Origin of the sequence: Acidisphaera sp. S103 (genome assembly GCF_009765975.1) — a bacterium.
Classification (GTDB): domain Bacteria; phylum Pseudomonadota; class Alphaproteobacteria; order Acetobacterales; family Acetobacteraceae; genus Rhodopila.
Genome location: NZ_LMUJ01000047.1, coordinates 22,251 through 35,025, shown reverse-complemented (window position 1 = coordinate 35,025; position 12,775 = coordinate 22,251). Strand labels below are relative to the sequence as shown.

Here is a 12,775-nt window from a genome sequence, read left to right as displayed (position 1 = left end):
CCCGGCTGCCGTGCCATCCGTCCAGCCGGAGCGCCCGCTTGATCGCCGCGTCGGACGACCCGCCGATCCAGATCGGGATCGGCGCGATGGGCTGGGGTTGGGCGCGCATGTTGTCGATCTTCGCCGGGATCCATTTGCTGTCGAAGCTGACCGGGTCCTGGGACCACACCGCGCGCATCATGGCGATGCCTTCGTCCATGCGCCGGCCGCGTTCCTTGAAGGGTACGCCGAGGGCATCGAACTCGGCTTCCAGCCAGCCGACGCCGGCGCCGAGGATGAGGCGGCCGCCGGAGAGGTTCTGCAGGGTGGCAAGTTCCTTGGCCAGCGGCAGGGGGTGGCGCATTGGCAGCACCAGGACCGAGGTGCCCAGGCGGACTTTGGTGGTCGCGGCGGCGGCCCAGGTGAGGGTCAGGACCGGGTCCCAGAAGTTGGGGGAGGGCGGGTAGCCGCCGTCTTTCGGCACGATGATGTGCTCGCTGACCCAGACGTCGTCGAAGCCGAGTTCCTCGGCCTGGATGGCGGTGCGGCGGATGCTGTCGGGGCCGGCCTTGCGGCCGATATGGGGCAGGTGGATGCCAAGTTTCATGGGTGCCTCCTCTGGGGGGTTATCAGGCACGGAATTGGGGGTGGCTGTCTATGGTGGGGTGGGGGGACGGACGTAACGAATGGTGTACGGAACCGGGGTGATTTGGTTGTCGTGGGCGGGCTGGGGAACTTGGACCATCGTTTGCTGCTAGCATCGCAAAAGTAAGAATCCTAACGCAAATGAAGGCGGATGGACGCTAATGCACACAGATACTATTCGGCGTTATCGACTTTATCCATCAAAACGCCACCAAGCCGAGTCCGTGTTCCACCCACACGCGCGACCTAATAGTGCAAGGTGGGAAGTAATGCAGGGTACGAATCGCGTGACGTAAGGCGGGCCAGGCCGCGTTATGTGTAATAATTGTATGTGCCCCTGGCGTAGTGGATATGCAGGGCCCCACCGGGGGCTAGTAAAAAGGCGAAGCCGCTTCGATGCTCTTTCCCACTCATTTCCGCGTAGGTCAGCCGACCGAAGCATACATATTCAATCGGCTGCTCACTGCTAATGGCGGTGCGCGGAGTATAAATCGGCTGAGTGCAGAATTCTTTTCCAACCGGTAATGTGGGATCTATGCTAAATTGGCGCATATCACAGTAATCTGGTTCGTTAGGAAGTTGATTTTCTGCGATGAATTTATATTCGAAGCTTCGCAGAAGCCCTGGGCTTCGTCCGACGTTCTTCCATTTTAGCCGGGTTGCGTGATTGTTGAACCAACGGCCGGGGTCTTGCCTCAGGTCAACCTTAATTTCCTCAAGAAACACCCAAGGCCTCTCGTGTTCAGACAGGGCACGTTCTGCCATGGCCGCTGCTTTTTGAGCGGCTTTTGTGCTACGGCGAATATGCTCCGTCTGGCGGCGGTTGATACAAACGAGGGCAACAGTCAACATAGCTACTACCGCGGCCGAAATGGCCTGAATAATGTCAGTCCATTTTGGACCATCATCGAGACCTTGGGTCTCTTTGAATGGGCGGCCGCTGACGTCAGGCTGACTTTTGGCGACGGCAGTATTGGTGGCACTCGGGATATTGGGATGTCCCAGACTGGTAAGCTGGCTGTCTTGATGGGATATTTCCTTATCAAACGGCCTTAATGGTACGGGATTGCGTTCTAGAAAGGCTACCGATACTGCAACCGCTAGGATAACGAAAAGCGCCCAGAGCTGTCGCATTCATTGTGTCTCCCTACGCGCACGATTTTGGCTTACAGGTTTGTAGAGAGTCACGCCCTCAATCCTCTTTCTTCTCTCGGCCAAGGTCAGAACGTTCTTCTTGACGATCACCGCGCGAGTGATCCGCCAACGATGCGGACGAGCTCATTTGGAAAGGTCTGCTCTTGATCTTTCGGGTGATGGCGGGGATCGTTGGACATCGTCTGTCCAATCAAGTCCCGACGTTTGCCGCCCACCTACGCCGCAGCCTGCGTCCAATCCTCATTCTTTCTCAGCCGAAGCGCACGCAAGCCACGAACCTCGTGTTCCAGCTCATCAACCTCCTGAAGCAAATCCACCAGCTTCTCGGCGATCTCATGACCGCCAGCCTTCAGCGCATAGAACATCCGCAGAGCACTATCGGCAGCCCCTGGTATTTTCTTGTCCGGCTCCGCCTCCCACCGGGCAACCGACCCACGCCGTTGCCGCAGGACCCGCGCCAACCCCTCCTGCGACAGCTTCAACATCCCACGCAGAAACCGCACTTCCTGCCCGCGCAACGAATGCGGCCCGCCGATGATGTCCAACGCAATCCGCTCATGGAGCTGTCGCGCATCCTTGATAGACACACCCCTCCCGTGCTCGGTTTCATGCATCGTATATCCGTTGAGAAGGTACACGTAATCCAGGCCGCAACCCGTATAGTGATACCCCTCGTTCATGTCAGCCAATCCATCCATTCCACGGTCTTTACGAACAAAGTATCATCGGTCCTCGCGATCAGCGTTACGACACCCGCCTCCCGAGTGCCCGGCAACCGCCTGACGACGATGACCTTCCATTCTCCGGTCGCCTCCCGTATCGGGGCCTCTCTGATCCGCCCCGTCTCCAGAATGTGGTACACGTCCACCGTCGTGAAAGCCGGACCCGAAAACCGCTCGTCGATACGTTCAAACGCATGCTCACTGATGATGACATTGCCGGTGTCCTGGACGCGCTTACGGATAATGCGTTCCGCTTCATCCGTCCGCAGCCTATCCCAGCGTATCGGACGCACGAACGGTGTCGGATCTGCCATCCCCATCAACTCTCATGTACCAATATGGTACAAATCCGAGCTCAAATCAACACCGCAGGCGATCGGTCGCAAACGAAGTCCGCACCGGCCGCAAGACAATAGCGGAATAAAGTTAACCGGGTACTAAACCGCCATCTCCGAAGCCGTCGGGCCGAGCACGATCGGCCGCGATCCCGCCATCCGCGTGCATCAGCGTCCATCCACCTTCATCTGCGTTAGGCCTCTTTCTTCCCAACCCCACAGACCCCAAAACCCCTTGTCCCCCCACCACCCAGTCCACTACGCTCTCCGCCAAAGCCCAAACAACAAAGCCGCTCCAGCGGCATGACCGGAGGGAAACCGCCATGACCATCATCAAAGTTAGGGACCTCGCCTACGGCCGCCTCCGCTCGCCGGACCTCGATCAGCAGGAAGAATTCCTCACCGCCTTCGGCATGGTCCGCGCCGCCCGCACGCCGGACGCGCTCTACATGCGCGGCACCGACCCGGTGCACCACATCCACATCACCGAACGCGGCGACCCCGCCTTCCTCGGCTTCGCCTGGTTTGCCGAATCCGAGGACGACCTGCACACCCTCAGCAAACACCCCGGCGCCTCCGGCATCGAGCATCTGGACGAACCCGGCGGCGGCAAGCGCGTCCGCATCCAGGAACCCAACGGCTATACCATCGAGGTCGTGCACGGCATCGAAGCTGTCTGGCCGATCCAAGTGAAGCGCCAGGCCATCAACTCCGGTCCAGAGCCGCTGAACCGTGCCGGCGAATTGATCCGGTTCCGGCAGGGGCCGTCCAGTGTGAAACGGATCGCCCACGCCGTCATGGGCACGCCGAAGAACACCGAAACCGTCGCGTGGTTTCGCGAGACCCTGGGCCTGATCTGCTCCGACGACGTCTATGCCGGCAGCCAGGACAATATTATCGGCCAGTTCAGCCGGATCGACCGCGGCGATGAGTTCGTCGACCATCATGCGTTCTTCTGCATGAAAGCCGAACGCACCGGCCTCAATCATTTCTCGTTCGAGGTGCAGGACATCGACGACGTGTTCATCGGCCACGAACACCTGACCGCCCAGAACAAGTTCGAGCACATGTGGGGTATCGGCCGGCATCTGCTCGGCAGCCAAGTTTATGACTACTGGGCCGATCCCTGGCGCCGCGTCCACGAACACTGGGCCGACAGCGACCGCCTGAACGTCCACAATGGCGGCCATCTGGTCTCGGCCGAGGAGGGCCTGCGCTCGCAATGGGGTGACCGCCCGCCGCCTAAATTCATCGGTCACGTCAGCGCCTGATCGGTTGGCTGTCCTCTGGGCAGGCCGGGTGCCGGCTTTGTTGGAGCGGTCCGGATTTTAGAGCGCTTACAAGCTGACTGTGAACAGTCAGCGCGCTCTAACTCTTTGTTTGATCGCGTGATTCACGCCCTGTTGGCGTTCCGCCCAGGGCGACCACGCTTTAGCGACGGATAAGTCCGATCATGCGGTCGTGACGCTGCCGGGTTACCCGCGGATTGCCTCGACCAGCAGGCGCTGCGCTGGCTCGAGCCGATGCGCAAGCGGATCGGGTACACCCGCTTGTTGCAGGATCGGCGTGATCGGATGAAATGAGACGACAGCCCGTCCTGTCGGGTCCTCTCGCACCAGCACACGCAACGGCAGGTCCAATGCCACGGCTGGCGCGGCGAGCATAATCGGTGTGCCGCCCTTGGGGTTGCCGTAACTCAGCACGACGGTGGGCGGCATTTCCATGCCCGCTTCCCGAGCGCCTGCCGCGTGGTCAATTCGTGCGAATACGGTCATCCCCGCATCCTCGATCGCCTTCACGATGCGTTCGAGTGTCGGCTGAAATGGCAGAGCGCTGATGAATTCGCTCAGGCCAGCTCCTGCCGCATCAGGCATGATGGTCCCCCACTGTGACCGCGGCCACGCATTGTCCGAACCGTCCTTCGACAATACACGACGACTGTAAGGACATGGGCAATTTTCCGGATCGGATGTGGTGGGACCCGGCCGCTATTCCCCCGCCATTACCTTGCGGGGCGGTGTTTGGACCACCGGCGCCAGTTCCGCGGCGTTGAAGGATACGACGCGGCGTTCGTTGCCGACGGGGCGGTACAGGGTGTCTCGTTGGATCGGTGTGCGGACGAGGGAGCCGATCAGTTGCTCCATCGCCTCGGGGGGGAATTCCTGGCCGTGCTGGGTGCCGGCGGCGCGGGAGATGCTTTCGTTCATCAGCGTGCCGCCCATGTCGTTGGCGCCAGCGTTCAGGCACATGGCGGCGCCCTCCGGCCCCATCTTTACCCAGGAGGTTTGGATGTTGGTGATCAGCGGATGCAGCACCAGACGGGACACGGCGTGCATCAGGATGGCCTCGCGTAACGTCGGGCCTTTGCGGGCCATGCCGCGTAGATACATGGGGGCTTCCATGTGAACGAACGGCAGTGGAACGAATTCGGTGAAGCCGCCGGTTTCGGCTTGCAGATCACGTAGCACAAGCAAATGCCGAGCCCAGTTGAGGGGGCCTTCGACGTGTCCATACATGATGGTAGACGTCGTCCGCAGGCCCAGTGCGTGGGCAGCTCGGGCGACATCGACCCATTGCTGGGTGTTGATCTTGTCGGGGCAGATGATGGCGCGGATTTCGTCGTCGAGGATCTCGGCGGCGGTGCCGGGCAGGGTGCCGAGGCCGGCGTCTTTCAGGCGGGTGAGGAATTCGGTCAGCGACAGGCCCAGGGTGGCGGCGCCTTGGGTGACTTCCAGCGGCGAGAAGGCGTGGATGTGCATCCCGGGGATCGCGGCTTTGATCGCCTTGCAGATGTTGACGTAGGTGTCGCCGGTGTAGTCGGGGTGGATGCCGCCTTGCAGGCAGACCTCGGTGGCGCCGCGATCCCACGCTTCTTGTGACCGGCGAACGATTTCGCTCATGTCCAGGTCGTAGGGTGTGCCGCGCAGGGCCTCGTGCGTTTTGCCCTTGGAGAAGGCGCAGAACTTGCACTTATAGTAGCAGATGTTGGTGTAGTTGATGTTGCGGTTGACGACGTAACGAATTGTGTTGCCGCTGACCGCCTTGCGCAGTTCGTCGGCGACCGTCAGGACGCGTTCATAGTCGGCGTCGCGGGCGGCGAACAGGCGGATGATTTCGGGTTCGTCCAGGCGCTTGCCGGCAGCCGCTCGGTCGATGATCCGTTCCAGGGCGGGATCGACCTTGTTCAGCAGGATGGGGCGGGGTTTGGGCGCGAAGGTCAGGCCGGGTGCCCAGTCATCGTCGCGCGCCCAGCCCTCGGCATCGGCCGATTGCAGGACCCGGGTGGCGACCTTGGAGTGCAGCCACCGGCTGGTGTCGGCGATCCAGGCGGGATAGATCGGCAGGCGCGGCACCAGGATCTTGCCCATCTCCGCCGTGCGCAGGCCGAGGGCTTCCAGTTCGGGCCACGGAGCTTCCGGGTTGACGTGATCCGGGGTGACGGGGGACACACCGCCCCAGTCGTCGATGCCGGCGCCGATCAGTTTTTGATACACGCCGGGTGACAGGTTGGGCGGCGCCTGGACGTGGACGTCGGCGGGCAGGATCAGGCGGGCGGCGGCGATGGTCCATAGCAGGTCGAGCAGATCGGGTTCGTCGGCGCCGGCCAGCTTGGTGTCCGGCTTGGCTCGGAAGTTCTGCACGATGACTTCCTGGATGTGGCCGTGTTGTTCGTGCAGGTCGCGGATGGCAACGAGGGCTTCCAGCCGTTCGGTTCGGGTTTCGCCGATGCCGATCAGGATGCCGGTGGTGAACGGCACCGCCAGTTCGCCGGCCACGCGGATCATGTCCAGACGCACCTCGGGCAGCTTGTCGGGGGAGCCGTAGTGGACTCCGCCCTGGTGGCACAGGCGCTCACTGGTGGATTCCAGCATAATGCCTTGGCTGGCCGATACTTCGCGGAGGCTGGCGATTTCCTCGCGGGTCATGATGCCGGGGTTCACGTGCGGCAGCAGGGTGGTTTCCTTCAGGACCAGCGCGCACATCTCGCGCAGGTAGCTGATGGTCGTTTCGTGGCCGAGTTCGGCCAGGGCTTCGCGGGCGGCGCGGTAACGCAGTTCGGGTTTGTCGCCGAGGGTGAACAGCGCCTCGGTGCAGCCGGCGGCCTGGCCGGCCTTGGCGATGGCCAGCACTTCATCGGCCGACAGGTAGGCAGCGTGGCCGGCGCGCGGGCGTTCGGCGAAGGTGCAGTAGTGGCAAACGTCGCGGCACAGTTTTGTCAGCGGAATGAATACTTTCCGGGAGTAGGAGATCGTGCGTCCGAACGCGTCGTCACGCTTCGCCGCCGCCTGCGCCATCAGGTCTTCCAGCGGCGTGGATTCCAGCCAGGTCATGTCTTCTTCCATCATGACCGGACTTGCCCCAGTGATCTGCGCACGATTGATGTGCCCTGGCCGGTCGCGCTTCGTCTGCCGGTGCGAAGATGGCCGGGACACGCCCGGCCATGACGGATAGGCCGCAGCCAATCCGTCCCAACAATTCCCCACCCATCGCATGTCCCGATGCCTGCGGGGACAGGCCCTGCCAGGGCGAGGGAGTGCGGCAACATCGATGCGGTCATGATGACCTCCGTACTACGTCCTCGGCAAAGCGCTGCTGGACGTCCAGTGTTGCCTCAATGGTGGGCTGCTGGGCGTAGACGATCAAGTGGTTGACACCGACGGCCGCGAAAGCGGCGGCGTCCTCCAACATATCGTCGGCGGTGCCGGTGAACATCTGCCGCTGGCCGTCGGCCTCGGTTTTCGCGGTCCACTGCGGCGGTTTGAACCAGACATAGGCGATATCGATGCTGGTGGGGTCGCGTCCGGCTTTCTCGGCGGCACGGTGCAGGCGGTCGATCCCCGCTTTCAGCAGGGCAGGCGTGTTCATCAGGATGTGGGCGTTGTTCGACACCGGATACCAGCCATCGCCCACCTGCGCCGCTCGTCTTAGCGCAGGGGCGCTCTCGCCGCCGACCCAGATGGGGGGGTGCGGTTTTGACGTGGGTTTTGGCTTGAACACGACGTTGTCGAACTTGGCGAACCGACCATCCATCGATGGCCGGTCCTCGGTCCACAGCGATTTCCAGGCGCGGATATACTCGTCGGTGACGGCGCCGCGATCCTCGAACGGCGGGGTGTCGAGGGCGGCGAATTCCTCCTTCATCCAGCCGGACCCGACGCCGGCGATGACCCGGCCGCCGGACAGGACATCGGCGGTGGTGAACAGCTTGGCGGTCAGCACGGCGGGGCGATGCGGCACGACCAGCACGGACGTCAGCAGGCGAATGCGCTGGGTGAAGCCGGCGAGGAAGGTCAGCGTGGCGATGGCGTCGAAGCACTCGCCGGTGGGGGCGCCGGGCCAGATGCCGTCGGCGGTGTAGGGATAGCGGACGTCGGTGTGGACCGGCACGATCAGATGGTCGGCGACGCCGATGATCGCGTAGCCTGACGCCTCGGCGCTGGACGCCATCGCCATGATAGCCTCACGCGTGGTCAGACAGCCGCGCGTGCCGATATGGATACCGAAGTCCATCCTGGGACCACTCCCCGTTGCCTCTTTACCGCGTATCGTGTGCTATCGGGTTTCATAACGCAATCCAGACAGGAGGAACCCATGCAGATCGGTTGCAGCGCCCCAACCAGTGGCCCATTGATCGGTCCGGACAACCTGTTGCGCATCGCGACGGAAGCCGAGGCACTGGGCTTCGACTACGTCACCGTCAGTGACCACCTGATGATCCCCACGAGCATCGCGTCTCGGTACCCGTATTCGGATTCGGGGGAGTTTCCGTCGGGCGCGGCGGCGGATCGTCTGGAGCAATTGACGGCAGCCACGTTCATCGCCGCGGCGACGAAGACGCTGCGGATCGTGACCTCGGTGATGGTGGTGCCGCATCGGCCGGCGGTGCTGACGGCGAAGATCCTGGCGACCATCGATTTCCTGTCCAAGGGACGCCTGACGCTGGGGATCGGCGCCGGCTGGTGTGAGGAGGAATTCATCGCCGTCGGCACGCCGCCGTTCGCGGAGCGTGGCGCGGTGACCGATGAATTCATGGCGGCCTGCCGGGAATTGTGGACGTCCGATACACCGTCGTTCGACGGCAAATACGTGAAGTTCAAGGACGTGCTGTTCCCGCCGAAGCCGCCTCAGGGTGCGATCCCGATCTGGGTGGGCGGAGAAAGCGGACCGGCGATGCGGCGGACGGCGAAATACGGCGATGCGTGGTATCCGATCGGGACGAATCCTCAGTTCCCGATGGACACGTTGGACCGGTTTAAGGCCGGTGTGGCGAAGCTGCGCGGCCTGACGGAAAAAGCGGGGCGAGACCCGGCGGCTGTAGGCCTGGCGTACCGGGTGTCGTCCAACCCCGAGGCGCAGCCGAAAGGCACGGTCGATGGCCAACGCAAGCTGTTTACCGGCGGGGCGGCGGACTATGTGGGCGACATCAAGGCGCTGCGGGACGTTGGCGTGACCGCGTTCGACTTCGGCCTGTTCGGCGCCGATGCGGAGGCGACGGTCGGCAATATGCGCCGGTTCCGCGACGACGTCATGGCGAAGGTACGTTAGTCATGCAACTCGGTATTACGGTTGGCATGTCGGGGCCGCACCCGCGGCTCGACATGGAGATGGTGCTGGAAGCGGAACAGCTTGGTTTTTCCCAGGTGTGGACTGGGGAGGCCTACAGCACGGACGCGGTGTCGCCCGCGGCATGGATTCTGGCGCGGACGACAAAGATCAAGGCTGGGACCGGGATCATGCAGATGCCGGCACGCACCCCGGCCTGTGCGGCGATGACGGTGCTGTCGCTGCAAGCACTGTCGGGCAACCGGTTTCTGTGTGGGATCGGGCCATCGGGGCCTCAGGTGATCGAGGGCTGGCACGGTGTGCCGTTCGGCAAGCCGATGCAGCGGACCAAGGAATACATCGCCATCATCAAGCAGATCCTGGCGCGGGAGAAGCCGCTGGAATTCCACGGCGACCAATATTCCATTCCGTACGATGGGCCGAACGCGTCGGGACTGGGCCGGCCGCTGCGCAGCATCGCGCACGGCGACCCGAATGTGCTGTTTTATACCGCGTCGATCACGCCGGCAGGGCTGCGGATGGCGGGCGAGGTGGCGGACGGAAACCTGCCGATCTTCTTCTCGCCGGATGCGCCGGAAGTGGTGACGGGGCCGACGCTGGAGGGCCGTCGGAAAGTGGGCAAGACGATGGAAGGGTTCGACTCAGCGCCGTTCGTGCGGGCGAAAATGGGTCCAGATGTGGCGGCGTGCCGCGACGCGATCCGCCCGGAACTCGCGCTGTATATCGGCGGGATGGGCGCTCGAACGAAGAATTTCTACAACGATATGGTCTCGAAAATGGGCTTCGAGGGCCAGGCTCGGACGATCCAGGACCTGTATCTGGATGGGAAGAAAAATGAAGCGGCGGCGGCCGTGCCGGATGCGCTGATCGATGCGATTTCGCTGTGTGGGCCGGCGGAGCGGATCAGGGATCGGTTGGCGGCCTGGAAGGATGTCGCGAAGGCCGGGCACGTGGGGACGATGGTGCTGAAGGGTTCCAGCGTCGATGTGTTGCGGGTGGTGGCGGAGGCGGTGTTGTAGGCAGCCTTGCGGCGGCAGGAGCGGGATTATCCGCGGATGAACGATCTGATCCGCCCGCTCCGTCCTGACGAAGCCGAACTGTATCGCGACATACGGCTGGAGGCGCTGCGTTTGCATCCGGAGGCGTTCGGCGCCGACTTTGAGAGTGAGGCGAACGACCTCACGTTCTTCAGACAGCGGCTCACCAGCAACGTTGTCTTCGGCGGATTTCGCGGCAATGCGGTGCTCGGCGTTGTTGGCTTCATGCCGCAGGGTGGGGCCAAGCGTGCGCACAAAGGCACGCTTTGGGGCATGTATGTCCGAGCGGAGGCGCGTGGGTCGGGGTTGTCCCGTTTGCTTGCCGAGGCTGTGCTGGCGCATGGGCAAGATTATGTGGAACTGATCCAGTTGAGCGTGGCGGCTGAGAATGTTCCGGCGCGCCGGCTGTACGCGGCCCTTGGATTTGAACCCTACGGCGTGGAAGCCCGAGCGCTGAAGGTCGATGGGCGTTATGTGGACGAGGTCCTGATGGTGAAGATGTTGCGCTGACTGATTTGTCCGGCGGTGGTGCCGTCCGCGCGGTGATCCCGACCGATTACCTGGGACGTAATTGAAGGCATTACGACGGCTGACCATTGTCATTCCACGAACGAGAAAGCGAGCGGAATTGGTCTGCTTGCGGTTTCGATGATGACAAAGGGTAAGACGATGCAAAAATTTCCAGTTCACACAATCGCGTCGGCTCCGGAACAGTCGAGGCCCGCGCTGGAGGCGCTACAGGGCGCGTTCGGGATGATCCCGAACATCGCGGGCGCCATGGCGACGTCTCCGGTTTTGATTGACGGTCTCGTCGGCCTTTTCCAGAAGGTCCATGGTGGCAGCTTTACGGAGGCCCAGGTTCAGGTCCTGCTGCTGACCAATGCGGTCACCAATGCTTGCTCCTGGGCGGTCGCGTTCCACACTGCGCTCGCCCTTGAGGCAGGCCTGGATGCGGCGGATGTGCAATCTATTCGGTCGGGGGGTGCTCCGGCGGGAAGCAGGGACGCCGCGCTTTCGGGCCTGGCGAAAGCCTTGATCGAGAAACGTGGGCGCCTCGACGATCTGGACATCGATCGTTTCCTCGCCGCCGGGTTCGGCAAGGACCACCTGCTTGAGGTCATTGCGGCCGTCGCGGCGTCGACCATCACGAATTATACCGGCAGTGTGACGAACCCGGTGGTTGAGGCGCCGTTTCAGGCGCATGTTTGGGTCGCCTCGTAGAGATCGATCCGAACTGTTGGGGCCTGGCGCGGGTACGGTTGCTCCAAGGGCGATCGTACCTGTGAACCTGCGGATCGTGATATTGATTGGTGCGGTTCTATTGCTTGCAAGCCGTCATGAGGCGTTTGAAAGGAGCCCGGTATCGAATGCGCTCATCAAGTCTCGCGATGAAATCGCCGCCGAATGAATTGCGGATGCTGCTGCGTCACTGGCGCGATTTGCGTGGGAGAAGTCAGCTCGACCTGTCCATGGACACCGGTGTGTCGCAGCGGCATATCAGCTTCATCGAGAGCGGACGTAGCATCCCGAGCCGCGGGAAACTGATGGATATTGCGGAGGCTCTCGATATTCCGCTGCGCGAGCGTAACACATTGCTGCTGGCGGCCGGGTATGCGCCGATCTACCCGGACAGCGCTTGGAACGCGCCGGACATGCAGAGCGTCGCGGGTGCTTTGAGACGGATGTTGCGCCAGCACGAACCTTTCCCCGCCCTGGTGATGGATCGCTACTGGAATGTGCTGATGACCAACGACGCGGCGCCTCGCTTCTTTAATTGCTTCATCGATCTGGCGGTGCACCCGATGCCGCGCAATTTGCTGCACCTTATGTTCGATCCCGCGGGGATGCGGCCGTTTATTGCCAACTGGAACGATGCCGCCAAGGGTTTGCTGGCGCGTGTTCATCGGGAATCGGTCGGGCGTGTTGTGGACGAAAAGACCAAGGCGTTGCTCGCCGCGTTGCTTGCCTATCCGGGGGTGAGGGCCGAGTGGCAGGTGCCGGAGGCTGCGGGCGCCATGCCGGTCATTCCGCTTGGTTTTATCAGGGATGACGTGGTGCTGAATTATTTTTCGCTGGTTACGACTGTGGGAACGCCACAGACGATCGCCGCGCAGGAGCTGCGGGTCGAGTGTATGTTCCCGGCGGATGACGCTACCGAACGTCATCATACCGTGTTGATGGAGCGTGGTTCTGGGAGGAATGCCGCCGTGCGCCATTGAGGACTTGGTTTGCCGAGACGTTGACTGTGCTTGCCCCTTATCGTTGCTCCTGTGCCTCTACCGGAACGGCAGAACGGGCATGACCCGCAAATCCGAAATCATCTGGCGGCCATAAGTGG

Annotated in this window: 13 protein-coding genes; 6 read left to right on the top strand and 7 right to left on the bottom strand. The window is 62.4% G+C overall.

Annotated elements, in window-relative coordinates; all coding sequences use genetic code 11:
• The 4 genes from GSQ89_RS12280 to GSQ89_RS12265 form a co-directional block, all read right to left on the bottom strand.
• A partial coding sequence (locus GSQ89_RS12280; RefSeq protein WP_158925471.1) for a TIGR03619 family F420-dependent LLM class oxidoreductase occupies positions 1-586 on the bottom strand: 586 nt, incomplete at its 3' end.
• Between the two features lie 350 nt (positions 587-936).
• Positions 937-1,758: a hypothetical protein gene (locus GSQ89_RS12275; protein WP_158925469.1), complete on the bottom strand. Its 822-nt coding sequence runs from the start codon at positions 1,756-1,758 to the stop codon at positions 937-939.
• A 236-nt stretch (positions 1,759-1,994) separates the two neighbouring features.
• Entirely contained in the window at positions 1,995-2,459 is a 465-nt protein-coding gene (locus GSQ89_RS12270) for a DNA-binding transcriptional regulator (RefSeq protein WP_158925467.1), read from the bottom strand.
• Positions 2,456-2,815 (bottom strand): DUF4258 domain-containing protein, encoded by a 360-nt coding sequence (locus GSQ89_RS12265; RefSeq protein WP_158925465.1) that lies wholly within the window; start codon positions 2,813-2,815, stop codon positions 2,456-2,458. Before GSQ89_RS12265 ends, GSQ89_RS12270 begins: the two co-directional genes overlap by 4 nt.
• 344 nt (positions 2,816-3,159) lie before the next feature.
• Between GSQ89_RS12265 and GSQ89_RS12260 the strand changes: the two genes are divergently transcribed.
• Positions 3,160-4,107, top strand: coding sequence for a catechol 1,2-dioxygenase (locus GSQ89_RS12260; RefSeq protein WP_158925463.1), 948 nt, complete (start codon positions 3,160-3,162; stop codon positions 4,105-4,107).
• Positions 4,108-4,311: 204 nt separating this feature from the next.
• Here GSQ89_RS12260 and GSQ89_RS12255 read toward each other — a convergent pair whose 3' ends face one another.
• The 3 genes from GSQ89_RS12255 to GSQ89_RS12245 all read right to left on the bottom strand — a co-directional run bounded on the left by GSQ89_RS12255 (position 4,312) and on the right by GSQ89_RS12245 (position 8,347).
• On the bottom strand, positions 4,312-4,710 hold the full coding sequence (locus tag GSQ89_RS12255) for a DUF302 domain-containing protein (protein ID WP_158925461.1): 399 nt from the start codon (positions 4,708-4,710) through the stop codon (positions 4,312-4,314).
• 114 nt (positions 4,711-4,824) lie between these two features.
• Positions 4,825-7,167 (bottom strand): 5-amino-6-(D-ribitylamino)uracil--L-tyrosine 4-hydroxyphenyl transferase CofH, encoded by a 2,343-nt coding sequence (cofH, locus tag GSQ89_RS12250; protein ID WP_216856132.1) that lies wholly within the window; start codon positions 7,165-7,167, stop codon positions 4,825-4,827.
• A 223-nt stretch (positions 7,168-7,390) separates the two neighbouring features.
• The gene (locus GSQ89_RS12245) at positions 7,391-8,347 is read right to left on the bottom strand and encodes a TIGR03619 family F420-dependent LLM class oxidoreductase (RefSeq protein WP_158925457.1); all 957 of its coding nucleotides are present in this window, start codon (positions 8,345-8,347) and stop codon (positions 7,391-7,393) included.
• A gap of 81 nt (positions 8,348-8,428) precedes the next feature.
• Here GSQ89_RS12245 and GSQ89_RS12240 point away from each other — a divergent pair, with 81 nt between their 5' ends.
• The 5 genes from GSQ89_RS12240 (at position 8,429) to GSQ89_RS12220 (ending at position 12,656) form a co-directional block, all read left to right on the top strand.
• A complete protein-coding gene (locus tag GSQ89_RS12240) occupies positions 8,429-9,382 on the top strand; it encodes a TIGR03619 family F420-dependent LLM class oxidoreductase (protein WP_158925455.1) in 954 nt (317 codons plus the stop codon).
• Between the two features lie 2 nt (positions 9,383-9,384).
• Positions 9,385-10,419 carry an LLM class F420-dependent oxidoreductase gene (locus GSQ89_RS12235; RefSeq protein WP_158925453.1) on the top strand — a complete coding sequence of 345 codons (1,035 nt, stop codon included), beginning with the start codon at positions 9,385-9,387 and terminating at the stop codon, positions 10,417-10,419.
• Between the two features lie 36 nt (positions 10,420-10,455).
• Entirely contained in the window at positions 10,456-10,947 is a 492-nt protein-coding gene (locus GSQ89_RS12230; protein WP_158925451.1) for a GNAT family N-acetyltransferase, read from the top strand.
• A 159-nt stretch (positions 10,948-11,106) separates the two neighbouring features.
• Positions 11,107-11,658 (top strand): carboxymuconolactone decarboxylase family protein, encoded by a 552-nt coding sequence (locus tag GSQ89_RS12225; RefSeq protein WP_158925449.1) that lies wholly within the window; start codon positions 11,107-11,109, stop codon positions 11,656-11,658.
• A gap of 89 nt (positions 11,659-11,747) precedes the next feature.
• Positions 11,748-12,656, top strand: a complete 909-nt coding sequence (locus tag GSQ89_RS12220; RefSeq protein ID WP_254073185.1) for a helix-turn-helix domain-containing protein — start codon at positions 11,748-11,750, stop codon at positions 12,654-12,656.
• The last annotated feature ends 119 nt before the right edge of the window (positions 12,657-12,775 follow it).